The organism is Streptomyces sp. JLBG701 (assembly GCF_058544905.1).
On sequence record NZ_CM178588.1, the window covers coordinates 2,504,774 to 2,521,368 of the forward strand.

At 71.0% G+C, this 16,595-nt stretch carries 10 protein-coding genes; all 10 read right to left on the bottom strand.

From position 1 onward, the window contains the following. Window positions 1–7 precede the first annotated feature (7 nt). Window positions 8–1,396: an aldehyde dehydrogenase family protein gene (locus AC5DRG_RS11465; RefSeq protein ID WP_491809908.1), complete on the bottom strand. Its 1,389-nt coding sequence runs from the start codon at window positions 1,394–1,396 to the stop codon at window positions 8–10. Between the two features lie 164 nt (window positions 1,397–1,560). Next, window positions 1,561–2,919 carry an ABC transporter ATP-binding protein gene (locus tag AC5DRG_RS11470; protein ID WP_491809909.1) on the bottom strand — a complete coding sequence of 453 codons (1,359 nt, stop codon included), beginning with the start codon at window positions 2,917–2,919 and terminating at the stop codon, window positions 1,561–1,563. Between the two features lie 169 nt (window positions 2,920–3,088). After that, window positions 3,089–3,262 (bottom strand): hypothetical protein, encoded by a 174-nt coding sequence (locus tag AC5DRG_RS11475; protein ID WP_491809910.1) that lies wholly within the window; start codon window positions 3,260–3,262, stop codon window positions 3,089–3,091. A gap of 512 nt (window positions 3,263–3,774) precedes the next feature. Continuing rightward, window positions 3,775–5,010, bottom strand: a complete 1,236-nt coding sequence (locus AC5DRG_RS11480) for an MFS transporter (protein WP_491809911.1) — start codon at window positions 5,008–5,010, stop codon at window positions 3,775–3,777. Window positions 5,011–5,054: 44 nt separating this feature from the next. Next, window positions 5,055–6,473: a CitMHS family transporter gene (locus tag AC5DRG_RS11485; protein ID WP_491809912.1), complete on the bottom strand. Its 1,419-nt coding sequence runs from the start codon at window positions 6,471–6,473 to the stop codon at window positions 5,055–5,057. Between the two features lie 121 nt (window positions 6,474–6,594). Continuing rightward, a complete protein-coding gene (locus AC5DRG_RS11490) occupies window positions 6,595–8,826 on the bottom strand; it encodes a molybdopterin oxidoreductase family protein (RefSeq protein ID WP_491809913.1) in 2,232 nt (743 codons plus the stop codon). Window positions 8,827–8,916: 90 nt separating this feature from the next. Beyond that, the gene (locus AC5DRG_RS11495) at window positions 8,917–14,256 is read right to left on the bottom strand and encodes a caspase family protein (protein ID WP_491809914.1); all 5,340 of its coding nucleotides are present in this window, start codon (window positions 14,254–14,256) and stop codon (window positions 8,917–8,919) included. A 58-nt stretch (window positions 14,257–14,314) separates the two neighbouring features. After that, entirely contained in the window at window positions 14,315–15,175 is an 861-nt protein-coding gene (locus AC5DRG_RS11500; RefSeq protein WP_491809915.1) for a hypothetical protein, read from the bottom strand. A gap of 135 nt (window positions 15,176–15,310) precedes the next feature. After that, window positions 15,311–15,928, bottom strand: a complete 618-nt coding sequence (locus AC5DRG_RS11505; protein ID WP_491809916.1) for a TetR/AcrR family transcriptional regulator — start codon at window positions 15,926–15,928, stop codon at window positions 15,311–15,313. 64 nt (window positions 15,929–15,992) lie between these two features. Then, complete coding sequence (locus tag AC5DRG_RS11510) at window positions 15,993–16,523, bottom strand: hypothetical protein (protein WP_491809917.1); 531 nt, start codon at window positions 16,521–16,523, stop codon at window positions 15,993–15,995. Between the last annotated feature and the right edge of the window lie 72 nt (window positions 16,524–16,595).

The window sequence follows — 16,595 nt, forward strand, 5'->3', positions numbered from 1 at the left end:
GGGCTCCTCAGAACTGGAGGGACTTGGTCTGGAGGTACTCGGACAGACCCTGGGTGCCCAACTCGCGTCCCACGCCCGACTGTTTGTAGCCGCCGAAGGGGGCCAGCGGGTTGAAGCGGCCGCCGTTGATGTCGACCTGGCCGGTCTCAAGGCGGCGCGCGAAGGCCACCGCTTCCGCCTCCTCGCCGGCCCAGACGGCGCCGGCGAGGCCGTAGACCGTGCCGTTGGCGATGCGCAGGGCGTCCTCCTCGTCCTCGTAGGCGAGGATCGAGAGGACCGGGCCGAAGATCTCCTCCTGGGCGATGGTCATGTCGGGGGTCACGTCGGCGAAGACGGTCGGGCTGATGAAGTAGCCCTGTTCGCACGGGGATTCGGGGCCGCCGGCCACCAGGCGGGCGCCTTCCGCCAACCCCTTCTCGATGTAACTCCGCACCCGCGCCCGCTGCTTGGCGTTCACCACCGGGCCGATCCGGTCGCCGTACTTGGCGGCGGCCGTCGCTGCAAGCTCCACGGCCTCCTCGTACTGCTCGCGCTGCACCAGCATCCGCGTCCAAGCGCTGCACGTCTGACCGGAGTTGGACATGACGTTCGCAACGCCGACGTTGACCGCCTTGGCGAGGTCGGCGCTCGGGAGAATGACGTTCGCCGACTTGCCGCCCAACTCCAGGGCGACCTTCTTGACGGCGGCACCGGCGGTGGCGGCGAGCTGCCGGCCGACGGCCGTGGAGCCCGTGAAGGAGACCAGGTCGACGTCCGGGTGTTCCGCGAGGGCCTGTCCGGCTACCGGACCAAGGCCCGTCACCAGGTTGAAGACGCCCGCCGGGACGCCCGCCTCGTGGACCGCCTCCGCGAAGAGCTGGGCGGTCAGCGGGGTGTCCTCGGCCGGCTTCAGGACCACCGTGCAACCCGCCGCCAGCGCCGGGGCGACCTTGGCGACGATCTGGTGCAGGGGGTAGTTCCAGGGCGTGATCGCGGCCACGACTCCGATCGGCTCGTGGTAGACGGTCGAGTTGCCCACCTGCTCTTCGAAGGCGTACGTCGCCGCCAGTTCGGCGTACGAGCCCGCGACCGCGATCGGCACGGCCGCGTGGACCGCCTGGGAGAACTTGAGGGGCGAGCCGAGTTCGGCGGTGACCGTCTCGGCGATCTCGTCCTTGCGGGCCACGAGGACGTCCCGGAGGGCGGCCAACCGAGCGGCCCGTTCAGCGGGCGGGATCGCGGCCCAGGCCGGGAGGGCGGCACGGGCGGCCCGTACGGCGGCGTCGACGTCCTCGGCGATGCCCGCCGGGACCCGGCCGATCACCTGCTCGTCGGCCGGGTTCACGACGTCGATCGTCTCCGGGCCGGCGGCGGGGCGCCAATCTCCGTCGATGTACATACCGTCGTGAGCCTTCATCGTGCTTCCTCCCGGGCGGGCAGCGTCGTCCGACTCACAAACTAGCGGTGTTAGTTTTCCAACGCCAGGTGCAAGCGCCCCCGAAGGGGCGCGGGGCTGTATCGATATGCGGCTCCGCCGCGCGGGCGCGACCAGCCCCCACCGGCCCGCAGTGAACAACCGGCCTACTCCTCCAGGTCCGGCAGCCGCGCCGGGGCAGGACAAATGCGTTCCCCGTGCTGGTCAAAGACGAACAAGTGGGCGATGTCTACGAGGAGGGGAACCTGCATACCGTGGCGAAGGTCGATGTCAGGGGTGGTGCGGACGACCAGATCGCCGGGAAGTCGCCCCTCAGGCGGCACCGGCTCGGGGCGACCCGATTCCGCGTCCGCCGCGTCGGCCTGATCATCCAGAACCACCACCGGCCCGGCACGCAACGCACTCACCGCCCGTTCCCGGAGCCGATCCAGAACCGTGCCCCCGTCACGGCGCCGACGCCGGGAGGGACGGGCCGGACGCGGGGCCTCCAACTCCGGTACGACAGCGGGCCGGGACCCGGTGTTGAAGTGGACGAGGACCTCGTGGCCCTGGAACTCGACATGCTCGACGAGCCCGGTGATCAACACCTCGCCGGGCCGCGCGGCGGCAGGTCGGGCGATCCTGATGGCCTCCGAGCGCAGGCCCACGATCACCTCACGGCCCTGCTGTACCCGCAGCAACTGATGGTCCAGGGTAAGAGGTTCGGGCAGGCGCAGCGACTGGCGGCCGAGGCTGATGGTCATCGCCCCGTCGAGCGGGGCCCGCACCAGACCGCGCAGGAGGTTGATCCGCGGGGTGCCGATGAAGGCGGCGACGAAGACGTTGCGCGGCAGGGCGTACACCGAGCGCGGGGTGCCGAGTTGCTGGAGGACCCCGCCGCGCAGGACGGCGACCCGGTCGCCGAGCGACATGGCTTCGGCCTGGTCGTGGGTGACGTAGACCGTGGTGACGCCCAACTCGCGGGTGAGGGAGGAGATTTCGGCGCGTAAGTGGTTGCGGAGTTTGGCGTCGAGGTTGGAGAGCGGTTCGTCCATCAGGAAGGCGGAGGGGTGTCGGGAGATCGCCCGGCCCATCGCGACGCGCTGGCGTTCGCCGCCGGAGAGCTGGGCGGGGAAGCGGTCGAGGAGTTCCTCGATGCCGAGCATGCGGGCGGTGGCGTCCACGCGCGGGCGCGGGTCCTCGCCGGGTGCCTCGACCCGCAGCGGGAAGCCGATGTTGTCGCGGCTGGTCATGTTCGGGTAGAGGGCGAAGTTCTGGAAGACCATCGCCATGTCCCGGCCGGACGGGGGCAGTTCGTTGGCGTACTCACCGTCCAGCAGCAGCTCGCCCTCGTCGATCTCCTCCAGCCCCGCGATCATTCTGAGCACCGTGGACTTGCCGCAGCCGGAGGGTCCGACCAGGACGAGGAACTCGCCGGGCTCGATGTCCAGCGACAGCCGGTCCACCACGCGGACGCCTCGCGTGTAGGCCTTGCTCACGTCGTGCAGGGAGATGGCGCGTGTCATGGCAGGTGCCCCCGGGGGCTCAAGGCGCTGTTGTTCCGCGGTCGGACGGCCCGTGCGGGTGGTACGGGCGTATGGGGCACGGAAGTTAACGGAATGTGTGCGGCCGGGGGAAGGGAATGGGCGGGATCGGACGCTCCGGTCCAGGTGGTGAGAAAACGGAGGGTCAGATTCAGCGGGTGTCCGGCTCGTGGATCCGCGTGAGGTGGGCCAAGACGACGACGTTGCCGGCGTATCCCGTCCTACGGTCGTAGTCGCCACCGCAGGTGATCAGACGCAGCTCCGGTCGGCCCCGGTCGCCGTACACCTCGCGACTGGGGAGGTGCTTCGTGTCGTACGACTTCACGGCGTCGACGGCGTAGACGGCCCTCCGTCCGTCGGCGCGCCGGGGACGGCCCGTCCTGGTACCAGCCCACCAGGTTCGGCTTGCCCGCCGGGGGCGCGGTGAGGCGGCGTTCACCGGTGCGGGTCGGTGCCGGGGGGCGGACAGTGGTCCGGGGGCGGGCAGGGCGTGGCGGCTGCGGTGTGCGGACGCCGGCGGGAGGCCCGGGTGGTCGCCCGGGCCGTGTCGCGTGTACGTCGGTTCCGGCTCCGACGGCCGGGGTGAAGGCGTCGGCACGAGCGAGTCCAACGCCGCCGGCGGGCGGACCGCCGTTGGCCAGCGGATCACGTCAGTGGTGCCCCCACCCGAGGCGAGCAGTGTGATGTCTCCCTCCTTGACCGCGCCGCCGGAGGAGGGGCTTGGGTCGCGATGGTCCAGTGGACCTGCTTTTTCGGTTGAAGCCGAAGGCGTCGAGGTAGAAGCGGCAGACGTGGGGGTCGTTGTCCTTCTCGGCGTCGTCCTTGAACTGCACGTGGTCAGATATCGCTCTTCCGGCTCAAGGTGCGGCGGACTCCGGACGTCGACGCAGGGCCCTGAGCCGGCTTGTCCGGCGACGGCGAGCGCAGCGCGACCCCCGACGACAGCAGCAACAGGGCCCCGAGCATCACGAACGGGGCGGCCACACCCGCGACTCCGGCGACGAGGCCCGCCGTGGCGGGGGCGGCGACCTGGCCGAGGCGGTTGCCGGTCAGGCGCAGGGCCAGGGCCGTGGAGCGGGCGCCGTCGGGGGCCGCCTGGACGACCGTCGTCATGGACAGCGGCTGGCCGACGCCGAGGCAGAAGCCGAGGGAGGCCAGGACCAGGGCCAGTGCCCACACCGGGAGCGGCAGCGCGATGCCCGCGCACAGCACGGCCGCCAGGAGGCAGGTGACCGTGAGGAGCAGCGAACGCCCCAGCAGCCGCAGCAACGGCGTCAGGACCAGGCGGCAGGCGATGGTGGCCGCCGCGCGGAGGCTGAGCAGGACGCCGATCACCGACGGCGCGATGCCCCGGTGTTCGCCGACCACCGGCAGATAGGCGGTCAGGATGTCGGTTGCGGACAGCACGGAGAGGCTGATGAGGATGCCGGCGGGCACGCCCCGGGCGCGCAGGATGCGCTGGACGGGGACGCGACCGCCTTGTTCCGTACGGGACTTGGCCGCCGTAGGACTCTCTATGCGCCACAGCGAGGTGAACGCGACCGCGGCGACCGCGCCCGCGACGAGCAGGGCGAGCGCGCTGGTGCCCGCCATGTCCGAGCCGCCGATCAGGGCGCCCGCCGCGATCGGGCCGACCAGCTGGCCGAGTGAGGCGCCGATGGTGAAGTGGCCGAAGTTTCGGTCCTGTTCGTGCGGGGCGGACTGGCGGGCGACGAGCGACTGGGCGCCGATCACGAAGCAGAGGTGGCCAAGTCCCATCACTCCGCTCCAGATCGCCATCGTCCAGAGGGAGCCCGCGAGGCCGCTGAGCGCGCAGCCGCCGGATATCAGGATCACGCCGACCGGCAGCAGGGGCGCGCAGCGGCCGTGGTCCGTGCGGCGGCCCAGCGGGACCGCGGCGAAGAGCGGGAGCAGGGCGTACACGCCCGCGATGACGCCGATCGCCCGCTCGTCCGCGCCCAACGCGAGCGCCCGGTAGGAGACGGCGGGCCTGGCCATCGACACCGCCCCCTGCGCGAAGCTGAAGGCGATGACGAGGCGGAGCAGCCAGCCGCGATTCCCACCGGGCGCCATGTTCGAGTCCTCCGTGGAAATGGTTCCGAGGAAGTGGAAGTGGATCAGATGATTCCGAAGAGGATCCCTGCCCCGAGGATGACGAGACATGTGAGCGCCGCCCACTTGACCACGAACTTCGTGTGGTCGCCGAACTCCACCTTGGCCATGCCGACCAGGACGTACACGGCCGGGACGAGCGGGCTCGACATGTGCAGCGGCTGGCCGACGAGCGAGGCGCGGGCCATCTCCAGCGGGGAGACACCGTGAGCCGCGCCGGCCTCGGCGAGGACCGGGAGGACGCCGAAGTAGAAGCCGTCGTTCGACATGAAGTAGGTGAGCGGGAGGCTCAGGACGCCGGTGACCAGGGCCATGTGCGGGCCCATGCCCTCGGGGATGACGTCCACCATCCAGCGGGCCATGTGGTCGACCATGCCGGTGCCCTGGAGGACGCCGGTGAAGACGGCGGCGGCGAAGACCATGCCGGAGACGTTGAGGACGTTGTCGGCGTGGGCGGCCAGGCGGGCCTTCTGGTCGGGGATGTGCGGGAAGTTCACGGTGAGCGCGAGCGCGGCGCCGATCAGGAACAGCACCGGGATCGGCAGCCACTCCATGATCATGGCGGTGAGCAGGGTCAGCGTGAGCAGCGCGTTGAACCAGTAGAGCTTGGGCCGCAGGGTGGCCCGGTTCGGGTCGAGGACCTGGAAGCGCTCCGCGTCGCCGTCCTCGGCGTCGGTGCCGGAACCACCAGTGCCCACCAGGGCCTTGCCCGCGCCGGAGACACCGCCGCCGGCGCCCACGAGAACCGACTCGGTCTCCTGGACCTTCTCCTCGACGTTCTCCTCGATCAGGATCTCGTCCAGCGTGAGCACACCGAGCCGCTTGCGCTCGCGCTTGCCGAGCACGTACGAGAGGACGAAGACGCCCAGCAGGCCGACGGCGAGCGCCGGGATCATCGGGACGAAGATGTCGCTCGCGTCCAGCTTCAGCGCGGTGGCGGCGCGGGCGGTCGGGCCGCCCCACGGGAGGGTGTTCATCACACCGTTGGCCATGGCGGCGACGCCGGTCATCACGACCAGGCTCATCTTGAGGCGCTTGTACAGCGGGTACATCGCCGAGACGGTGATCATGAAGGTGGTCGAGCCGTCGCCGTCGAGCGAGACGATCGCGGCGAGTACGGCGGTGCCGACCACGATCCTCAGTGGATCGGCCTTGCAGAACTTGAGGATCCCCCGGACGATCGGGTCGAAGAGCCCGACATCGATCATCACACCGAAGTAGACGATCGCGAACATGAGCATCGCCGCGGTCGGGGCAAGGCTGGTCACGCCGTCGATGACGTAGTCACCGAGCTTGGCGCCCTTCCCGACGAAGACGCAGAACAGTGCCGGGATCAGCACGAGTGCCGCGATCGGCGACATCTTCTTCAGCATGATCAGGACCAGGAAGGTCGCGATCATGGCGAAGCCGAGGATGGTCAGCATGAGTGGATACCTAACGTTCGCCCTTGAACTCCCACCAGGGACGGCGGTTCGATGACGTTAGGCCGCGTCAAACAGTCTTAACAAGACGTTGACATGCGAGCAATAAGCGCAAAACTCCAGGTCACAGCGGTGCCATGATCTTGACCGGTACGCCGTTGAGGACCGCGTTGCCCGACAGCGGGTCGAGCAGGCTGCCGTCGAGGAGCTGGTTGACGTTGACGCCGGGGTCGGCGGAGGCGTGGCCGAGGCGGGTGCCGGGCCGGTCGTGCCCCCAGCCGTGCGGCAGGCTCACGACACCCCGGCGGACGCCGTCGGTGACCTCGGCGGGGGCGGTCACCTCTCCCCCGGCACCCTTGACCCGCACCGCGACTCCGTCGAGCACGCCGAGGCGTTCGGCGTCCTCGGGGTGGATCTGCAGGGTGCAGCGGTTGGTGCCGCCGGTGAGGGCGGGCACGTTGTGCATCCAGCTGTTGTTGGAGCGCAGATGGCGCCGGCCGATGAGGACGAGCCCCTCCGGGCGTTCCCGCAGGGCCTGTCGCAGCCGGGGCAGGTCGTCCGCGATGGGCCCCGGCAGCAGTTCGACCTTCCCGCTCCTGGTCCGCAACGGCTGCGGCAGCCGGGGCCGCAGCGCCCCGAGGTCGATGCCGTGCGGATGCGCCAGCAGCTTCTCCAGCCCCAGCCCGTCCGGCCGTACCCCGAAGCCGTCCCCGTAGGGGCCGAGCCGCAACATCATGTCCAGCCGCCGCTCCGGCCCGGACTCCCCGGCCAGCTGACCGGCGAGCTCCTTGGGATCCCGCCCGTACACGGGCGAGTGCGGCTCCTTGACGGCCTTCCCGAGGGTCTGTTCTACGACCATGGCGTCCACGGCGGCAGGGTCGGCGCCGTGCATGCCGATCGCGGCGAGGGTCAGCCGGGCCAGGATCTCGGTCTCGGCCATCCGGCCGGGCTCCAGGGGGACGGCGGGGCGGGTGTAGCGGACCTGGTTGCGTACGGCGAGGGTGTTGAAGGCGAAGTCGTGGTGCGGGCTCTGCGAGGGCGGGGGCGGGGGCAGTACGACGTCGGCGTGGCGCGCGGTCTCGTTCAGGTAGGGGTCGACGCTGACCATGAAGTCGAGCGAGTCGAGGGCCTTGTCGAGCCGGTCGCCGTCGGGCGCGGACAGGACGGGGTTGGTGGCGACGGCGATGAGGGCCCGGATCGGCTCGCCCTCTGCCGTGGCGGTGTCGATCTCCTCGGCGAGCGCGGAGAGCGGCAACTCGCCTTTCGCCTCCGGGTGTTGGCTGACCCGCGAGTGCCAGCGCGCGAGCGCGAAGCCGCGTCCGGGTCCGGCCGGGCGGGGTGTCCTGTCGGTGGCGGCCTGCGGGAAGAGGGCGCCGCCGGGGCGGTCGAGGTTGCCGGTGAGGATGTTGAGGACGTCGACGAGCCAGCTGGCGAGGGTGCCGTGCGGGACGGTGCAGCTGCCGATACGGGCGTAGACGGCGGCGGTTGGGGCCGCGGCGAGCTCGCGGGCGAGCTTACGGATGGTCCCGGCGTCGACGTCACACGCCTCGGCTGCGGCTTCGGGAGTGAAGTCCCGTACAGCGCCCCGGAGTTCGTCGACCCCTTGCACGTGCGGGGTCAACTCCCCGAGATCCACGAGGTCTTCCTCGAAGAGGACGTACGCCATGGCCGCGAGCAGGATGGCGTCCGTGCCGGGCCGGATCGCGATGTGCCGGTCGGCGAGCTTGGCGGTGCGGGTGCGGCGCGGGTCGATGACGGTGAGGGTGCCGCCGCGGGCCTTGAGGGCCTTGAGCTTGCCGGGGAAGTCGGGTGCGGTGCACAGACTCCCGTTGGACTCAAGGGGGTTGGCGCCGATGAGGAGCAGATGGTCGGTGTGGTCGAGGTCGGGGACCGGGATGGCGTTGGCGTCGCCGAAGAGCAGTCCGCTGGAGACGTGCTTGGGCATCTGGTCGACCGTGGAGGCGGTGAAGATGCTGTGGGTGCCGAGCGCGGTGAGCAGCACGGTCGGGTAGAGGGCGCCGGCCATGGTGTGCACGTTGGGGTTGCCGAGGACGACTCCGACGGAGTGCGGCCCGTACCGCTCGACGACCGGCCGGATCCCGGCCGCGACCGCGTCGAAGGCCTCCTCCCAGGTGGCCTCCCGCAGCTCGCCGTTCTTGCGCACGAGCGGGGTGCGCAGCCGGTCGGGGTCCGCGTCGACGGCTCCGAAGGAGGCGCCCTTGGGGCAGATGAACCCCTTGCTGAACACATCGTCGCGATCGCCGCGGGCTCCGGTCACCCGGGTCCCCTCGATCGTGAGCGTCAGCCCGCAGGTGGCCTCGCACAGGGGGCAGATACGCAGGGCGGTGCGGGACACGGGTCCTCCCGGTGGGCGGCGACGACGGTGACGCACGGACTGAGCCGAGCATACCGACCGGTAGGAACGGGGGCGAGGGGGATCCGACACTCATCCCAAATCCCCGGGAACCCCGGAGGGGGGCTGGTCGAAGACGACCAGCCCGTTGCGGGTGGCGACCGCGAGAGTGCCGTCGGGGCCGGTTGCCAGGCCGGTCACGACGGACGGTAGCTCGATCCGCAGCGACGAGAGACTGCGCGGGCCCAGCACCACCAGCTCGTCGAGGTGCTCTCCGGCCACGACACAACTGCGGTCTGGAAGCACGGCCAGGTGGCGGACCTCGAACGGTGCGAAATGGAAGGCCAGCTCATCGACGCGGCCGAGGTCGGCTGGATCGGCTGCGTACGCCCGCACCGCACGATCCCCCGCCACGAACAGCTCGGGGCCCTCGGCGCCGTTACGCGCCAGCACCTGCCGCGCCCGCCAGCCCGGTACGTCCACTTGGAAGACCCGCCCGTCGTCGAGGTCCTCGAACCGCATATCGGTGACCGATGGGTGCGGAGCACGTCTGGTGAGTATTTGCCGTGCCAGCTCCCACAGGAAACTGCGCAGCAGCCGCCACGACAGCGTGCCGTCCTCCACCCTCCTGGAGAACTCCGGCCACGAAACCGCCACCCGCCGCTCCCCGAGCTGTACCTCCCACACTCCGGCCCTCTCCCTGTGCGCGAGGTCCAAAACCCCGAACCAGGTTCGCTGAGGATCCGCGAAGTTCCAGGCCTCCACGATGCCCTGGACGCTCCTGGAGCGGAGCACCGGAACGGGATCGTCCTCGACGGTCAGCGCCGCCACCCCGCCATCGGAGATCGGCCGCAGCCGCCCCCGAGCGGCCCCCTCTCGCGCGTCCCGGACCAGGAGTTCGCCGTCGGGGCCGCCCGCCACCACCTCGACCTGGTCCCCGTGGGGTACGACGGCGACTGCGGAGACCGGCCGTACGCCCTCAAGAGCCTGGACCGTATGCCAGCCATCCGCGGCACAACGCATCAGGAATACGTCCCCCCGGTCGTCCCCGCACCACACCTCGCCGTCGACCGCGACCACGGCGCCTATCGGCCGCGGCAGTTCGACGGACGGGCCGGTGGGACCACACACCAGCCGGCGGTCGTCACCGGCACTGACCAGGAGAGGACCGTCGGGGCCCGGCACATGGGCCAGGGCCGAGACCCGCGTCGTGTGGGCGGCGCGGGCGGGTTCGAGCGGACGGCAGGCCGGCAGGGACCACTCGCGCACCGTGCCGTCGTCGGCACCCACGCCGAGACGCCCTGAGCAGTCGGGCGCCAGCGCGAGAGCGGTCGTCCAGCGCTTCCGGTCCGGCACCGGACCACGCGCGTACCAGCGCCCCGCCGTCACGTCCCAGCACGACACCCGTCCGGTGTCCGAGCCGACCACCACGACATCCCTGTCGCGCACGCGCCCCACGCACACGGCGGTCACCAAGTCGGGCACGGTCAACTCCTGCTCGCCGACGGGAAGTCCGTCACGAAGCATGAGCACCCGGACCCTGCCTCCGTACTCCCCGGTCACCACCAGATCGCGGCCGTCCGACGTACGGCCTGTCGCGGCCGCACCGAACAGTGGCACCTCCCACGGATACGGCCGTGGCACCGGCCGGTGCCACAGTTCGTGCGGGGTGCTGTCCGCCGACCAGCAACGGATCACATGATCCGTCCCCACGCTGACCACCGCTGGGACGCCGCCCGGGCCGCGGATCGTGCCAAGCGCGAGTATCCGCTCGTCGTGCGCGTCGGTGCGGGTGGTGTTCGCGGCATGGCCGGTGGGCCAGCAGCGGATCGCTCCACTCGAGCCACCCACCCACACCGTGCCGTTGACCATGCACAGCGCGGTGGCCTCCTGCCGTTCGGCGGGGCCGCCGATGCGCTCGCCGGTGTCGAGGGCATAGAGCTGAGCACCCCGCCGATCCGGCACCTGGACCAGCACGCTCTGCGTGCCATGCAGGTCGAGGACGGTGAGCATGCACCCGCCCGCACCGCCGAAGCGCGTCGGACGGCCGACCGGATGGCCGCTTTCGACGTCGATCCGGTGCAGCAGGCCGTCCCCGGTGGCGACCACGACCAGCCCCTGGCCTTCGTCGTCCCCACGGTGCACCGCGAGCCCGGTCACCGGAGCCGCCCCGTTGTGCAGGGTCCGGACCGGCTCGCCGCTGTCGAGTACGGTGAGTCTGACAGAGCCGTCACTGCCGGCGGAGACCAACAGGGGCCCCGCGTTCGGCGGCCTGATCACCTCCAGTTCCGTCACGGGCCCATCGTGCCCGGGGCCGATCCGCCGCGCCGAAGGGCTGCCCGCCTCATAGACCGTGACAGTCCCGTCGGCGTGGCCCAACAGCACTACGCCGGAGGGCGCGTCGGCCGGAACGGTGCAGCGGGTCACCGGCGGCAGCCGGACGTGGCGACCCGCACCGGCCAGCTCCGGCCCCAGAGTGGCCGAGACAGCAGCCGAGAACTGTTCCCGTAGTCGGTTGTACAACTCCTGGTCGGTCGGGTGGATCTGACGCCATCGCCGACGGGGCAGATCCGGTAGCTCACTGACCTCGGACAGTTCGTGGACGACGACCTGCCCGCCGGTGAATCGCAGTGCCGCGTACCGGCCGCCGTCGGATGTCCGCAGGACTGCCACTTCCTCGGCCGGTACGAGTCCTCGCGCGTGCCCTTCCCGGTCGAGGGCGGGGTGGGCGGGCAGCCGCCAGGTGTCGGGGCTGAGGGATTCACTGTCGAGGTCCCACACGTGCAGCAGGCGAGTCTCGGCCACCTCGCGGCGGGGCGGTTTCCGGCGCAGTGCCCGGCCGGCCCAGCGGGAGACGCGGTCGACCAGAGTGAAGGAGAGCGACGGTGTGAGGTCGGACCCGCCGAAGATGCGGCGGGTGACGCTGCGCACATCGCCGAAGTCGGCGGACAGGACTCCCGCGTAAGGCCCGAGGCCACGCAGGGCGGTCAGCGTCGAATCGAACAGGGCGAACGGCAGCCGCGTGGACCACTCCTCGCGGCCGGTGACAAGATCCCGGCGCCGCACGACGGCTTCCCTGCCGCCTCCGAGCCCGAGCAGGCGGGCACCGCTCCCGGACACCGGTACGGCCACTCCAGAGGCTTGGGCAAGACCGGCAAGAGAGCCGTCCCCTTCCCGCGGGTCCCACACGGCCCACCGAGCCCTCCACGGCAGTGGTTCACCGGCGTCGCAGGACAACGCCAATCGGTCCGCCCGGCGGCACACCGCCGCGAGCCGTAGTTGGGCCCGCGCCCAGGCGTCCGGTCCGGGCCGCTCCCGTAACAGGGCATCCATGTCGCGCAGGGCCTGGCCGGCCGCCAGCCCACCCGGAGTGCGCAGGGCGGGCAGCGCGGCGAGCAACGGTCCGGGGTCGGCAGAGAGCACGAAGTCGGCATCCTGAACCAAGTCGTCGAGGAGGCCCGCCTCGGCGGCATGGCGGGCCAGGTAGCGGCGCACATAAGGGTGGTCGGTCTCCCGCAGGACCGTCGTGACGGCTCGCTGCACCGACCGGGCGTCCTGTCCACCGCGCAGGTGGTCGATGAGCGCGCGGTGATACACGCGGTAGACGGACTCGCCGTCCTCCTCGGTCTCCACCAAGTACGAGCCGGCCACCTCCCGCAGCCAGACGATGTCCTCACTGCTGTACTCGCGGCCCGCCAGCACTGTGGCGAGTCGCGGCCACACCCGGCCCCAGGGCAGCCCGCTGCCCTGAGCGAACGCTACAGGCAACAGCAGGTCACGGGCCCGCTGGGTGTTCGCACCAAGGCGCTGCTCGAGGTCGCGCTGCATGGCCTGGCCGGGCCTGGTCGGCAGGGACGCCCGCCAGACCGGGTCGTAGGGGTCTGTGGGCGGGGCCTCGCGGACCAGGGTGCGGGCCGTGATGAGCGCCACGAGGAAGGAACGGCCGGCCGCCTCGGCGACCGCATTCGCGATGGCACCCAAGTGGTCTGCGCGGTGGCCGCGCAGGGTGGAGCCGTGTGCGTCAAGGAGCTTGTACGCGTAGGCACGGACTGCGGCCGGGTCGGCATAGTGCTCGTTGTCGAGGTCGACGCGCAGGGCCCGTGCGCCCAACCGGTCGGCCACGTGCTGCCGGGCCCCGACCAGCAGGCGCACGGGCAGCCGCAACTCAGGGTCCGTCAGCGAGAGCAGGGCGTCGACGACCTGCTGCGGGTCGACGGCCTCGTCGACTGCATCGATGACGACGACCAACGGCTCCGGTCGGCGTTGCAGCCCCCGGACCAGCGCGTCCAGCGAGTCGACGGCTCCGAGTCCGGCGGCGGCGCCGAGCCGGTCGAGGATCTGACGCAAGGACTTGTGGCCGGCGAACACGGAGTCGTGCAGGGCGCCCGGGGTGGGAATCGCGTCCCGGGGCAGGTCGTCGCGCGGCAGGGAGGCGCGCCGGTGGGGGTCGGCCAGGACCGTCATGAGCCCCAGGAGCGCGGACTTCCCGGAGCCGGGGTCGCCGGTGACCACACAGAGCCGGTCACCTGCGCGCTCGGGGGCGAGCCAGGCATTGACCGCGCGCAGCGCGGCGTGTCGGCCGGTGAAGTACGCGACCTCGGAGGCCGGTACATCGGTTCCGCGCGCCCGCGGGTCGAAGTGGGTCGTCAACTCGGCCTTGCGCTCCTCGCGCCCGCGGGCGAGCCGGACGAACAGCTCGTCGGCCTCGTCGATACGGCGGTCACGGGCACCGTCGATATGGCGCGGGTTGGGCAGGAAGAGGGGGAACCCGGAGGTCCCCTGCGCCAGGAAGGCGCTTGGTTCCTGCCAGCCGGGTACCTCGGGGTCGAGGGAGACGGCTTCGAGGACGTCGTCAAGCCGGATGTGCTGAGGCACCCGGCCCGCGTACGTCACCTGTTTGCGTACAGCCCGGTCGAAGGCGGACGACAGTGCGCCGGGCGCCGTCTCCTGTTTGCGCCGTGAGGAGGCGAGCAGGACCAGGCCGGTGCCGGGGTTCTTGCCGGCGGCCGGGTGGAACCGGCGGGCGCGGAGCGCACTCGCCAGTGCCTCGTCCAGACCCGCCTCGGAGTGACAGGCATCCAGCAGGACGAGCAGTCGCCCGATCCGGGTCTCCTCCCAGAGCTGCGCCACCAACTCCTCGGTCGGCAGCGCGGTGCCGCGTAGATCGTGATCGCTGTCGGCCGTGAGGAGGTAGTGGCGTCCGCTCTGTTCGGAGACCACGCCGTGGCCGGCGAAGTAGAGCACGACATAGTCGTCCGGACGCCGTTCGTCGGACACGGCGAACGCCCGTAGTGCCTTGAGGAGTTGCTCCCTGGTCGGGTCCGGTCCCGGTGCGGCGGCCCGCTCGTAGCCGAGCAGCCCTGTGAAGAGGTCTTCGATGCGGCGCACATCGTCAATGAGTTCCGGCCGGTCGAGGTCAGGTCTGCTGTGCACGCGTGGAACGGCCGTGGTGATCAGATAGCGGCGCGGCACCCGAGGACCCGCGCCGGGCTCAGGCGAGAGAGCAGCCATCGGCAATCGCCCGCCCCGCCTCGGCCGTGTTCAGGTAGCTCGTCACGTCATGCGCTCGTGAGCCGTTGTGCACGAGGTGGCAGCGCACGGCCTCGCCGAACAGCGGTCGCAGGTCCTTCACCAGCGCCACGACGTCGCCCTCGTCCGCGAGATTGGTCCACGACCCGGCGGAGCCCGGCCAATCTCCTGGCTTTCCTCCCGCACCGGCGCAGAGCCGGTCGAACACAAGGCGCCGGATGCCCAGGGGTGAACCGACGGTGAGCAGGGCGCGGACCGGCCACTCGGGATGGGCGCACAGGGCCTCGTACGCGACCACGCTGCCCAGGGAGTGACCGACGACCACCGCGGTACGGTCGGTGACGGCGGCCGCCACTCGCGCCTGCACCAAGTCGCGCACCGCGGGTTCGGACAAGTAGGCGCGGACCTGTTTCAGATCGAGGATCAGGGCCCGTACGGCGAGGGAGGAGAAGAACCTCGACTGGCCGAGGGCATCCAGCGCTCGCTGCACGCCTCGTGGTGTACGGGCCAGTGTGCGCGCGTCGGGCGGCATGACACCTGGGTCGATGCGCGCGGCTTCCTCCCACAGGGCGAGGAGGAGTTCGGTCTCGAACCCCTCCTCGACGTCCGAGGCGTCCAGGGGTGGATCCTGGGCGGCAAGGACGCGGCCGGGCGGACGGAACAGGTCACCGTAGAAGACGCAGCGGACATCGTCCGCGTGGAGCAGCGAAGCCACCCCGGCGCGGAGCAGCCCGTCGTCGATCGCGGGATGCCAGGAGCGGTGCAACTCCCGCTCCCCCGCATGCTGTTGACCGATCCCATGGATGCAGACCACCCGAGTCACAGCGTCCCCCTATGCCCGACCCAAAGGTGAGATCACCTTAGCAACGGGCGTGCGCCGTGGCCCTGTTCATGGCCGAGAGGAGTGCGCCGTGCTCCCCCACTGCCTTAAGGGTGTGGGGGGACCCCCATCGCGGTATCAGTCCAGCACGCGCGCCAGATACGCCCGCAGCATCTGTCTCGTCTCCTCGATGATCCGCTCATCCCCCTCCGGGGACACCCGGAAGGCGAGATGGACGAGGGCGTCCGCCGTTTCCACGGCGATCAGGAAGGTGCGGCGCAGATCCTCGTCGGGGTCGCGGTCGAGATAGCCGGAGAGGAGGTCGGTGAGGCGGTCGGCGACGCGGTGGTTGGGTTCGGCGTGGCCGGAGCCGACCGGGATCTGATTGCCGAAGTCGACGAGGGAGAAGCCGGGCGCGGTGCGCTTCATGGCCAGGTACTCGTCCAGGACGGCGTCCATCGCGCCGCGCCAGCCGACGTCGCCGGCCTCCTTGAGGCGCTCGTCGACACGTTCCGTGAAACGCTCGAGGTTGCGCTGGGCGAGCGCGTCGGCCATCGCGCGCTTGTTGCCGAAGAAGCGGTAGACCGAGCCGATGGGGACGCCGGCGCGCAGGGCCACGGCCCGCGTGCTCAGGGCGTCGTAGCCGACCTCGTCGAGAAGGTCGGCGCAGGCGTCGAGGATCCTGGTCAGACGTTCGGCGCTGCGCCTCTGCACGGGCGCACGACGGAGCGATGTCGCGTGGGGCACGGACTTCATGATGCCTTTCCGTCGCGGTCCGGTGAAGCTCGCCCCCCAGTACGGAACTGGGTGCCCCTAGCACTCATCGTGCCGCCGCCAGGGGTGTCGGGTCGGCCTCCGACGCAGTGATGTCGGCCGTGCTCTCCACGGGGTCGCCGTCCACGGCCCACGCCGTGCCGTCGTCGGCGTAGAGGCGGGCGGTCACGCGATGGGTGCCGTGCGGGACGAGGTCGGCCGCCAGGTGGTACTCGGGGGTGCGGATCTCGGCGACGGAGCGGCCGTCCACGAAGAGACAGGCGACGCCGCGGCCCGCGGTCGCCTCCGGTTTCGCACCGGCCGGGGAGAAGCGGAAGTTGGTCACGGTCAGCCGGACGTCCCAGCCGCCGGCGGTGTCGGGCAGCACCTCGGTGCGGACCTCGGGTGCGTCCTCCTCGTCCACCTCTCGGTAGTGCCGCCCCTTCTCGTCCGTGTCGTCCAGGACCTTGCCCACCGGCGAGGACGACACCTCGTTCCGCTGCTGGTCCCGTGCGCCACCGGAGCCGCAGCCCGCGAATCCGGCAAGGAGCAGGACACAGACCGCGAGCACGGCCAGGATTCCCCGCGTCCACGACATGCCAGAAAAACTAGAACACCCCTCCGACAGCCGGGATCCCCCTGGAGTCGGGTTCCTTTGTAGTCCCTTGTG

Coding starts and splice junctions, on each gene's coding strand:
- AC5DRG_RS11470 (WP_491809909.1), bottom strand. CDS start 2,919: ATGACACGCGCCATCTCCCTGCACGACGTGAGCAAGGCCTACACGCGA.
- AC5DRG_RS11465 (WP_491809908.1), bottom strand. CDS start 1,396: ATGAAGGCTCACGACGGTATGTACATCGACGGAGATTGGCGCCCCGCC.
- AC5DRG_RS11480 (WP_491809911.1), bottom strand. CDS start 5,010: ATGGCGCCCGGTGGGAATCGCGGCTGGCTGCTCCGCCTCGTCATCGCC.
- AC5DRG_RS11510 (WP_491809917.1), bottom strand. CDS start 16,523: ATGTCGTGGACGCGGGGAATCCTGGCCGTGCTCGCGGTCTGTGTCCTG.
- AC5DRG_RS11505 (WP_491809916.1), bottom strand. CDS start 15,928: ATGAAGTCCGTGCCCCACGCGACATCGCTCCGTCGTGCGCCCGTGCAG.
- AC5DRG_RS11485 (WP_491809912.1), bottom strand. CDS start 6,473: ATGCTGACCATCCTCGGCTTCGCCATGATCGCGACCTTCCTGGTCCTG.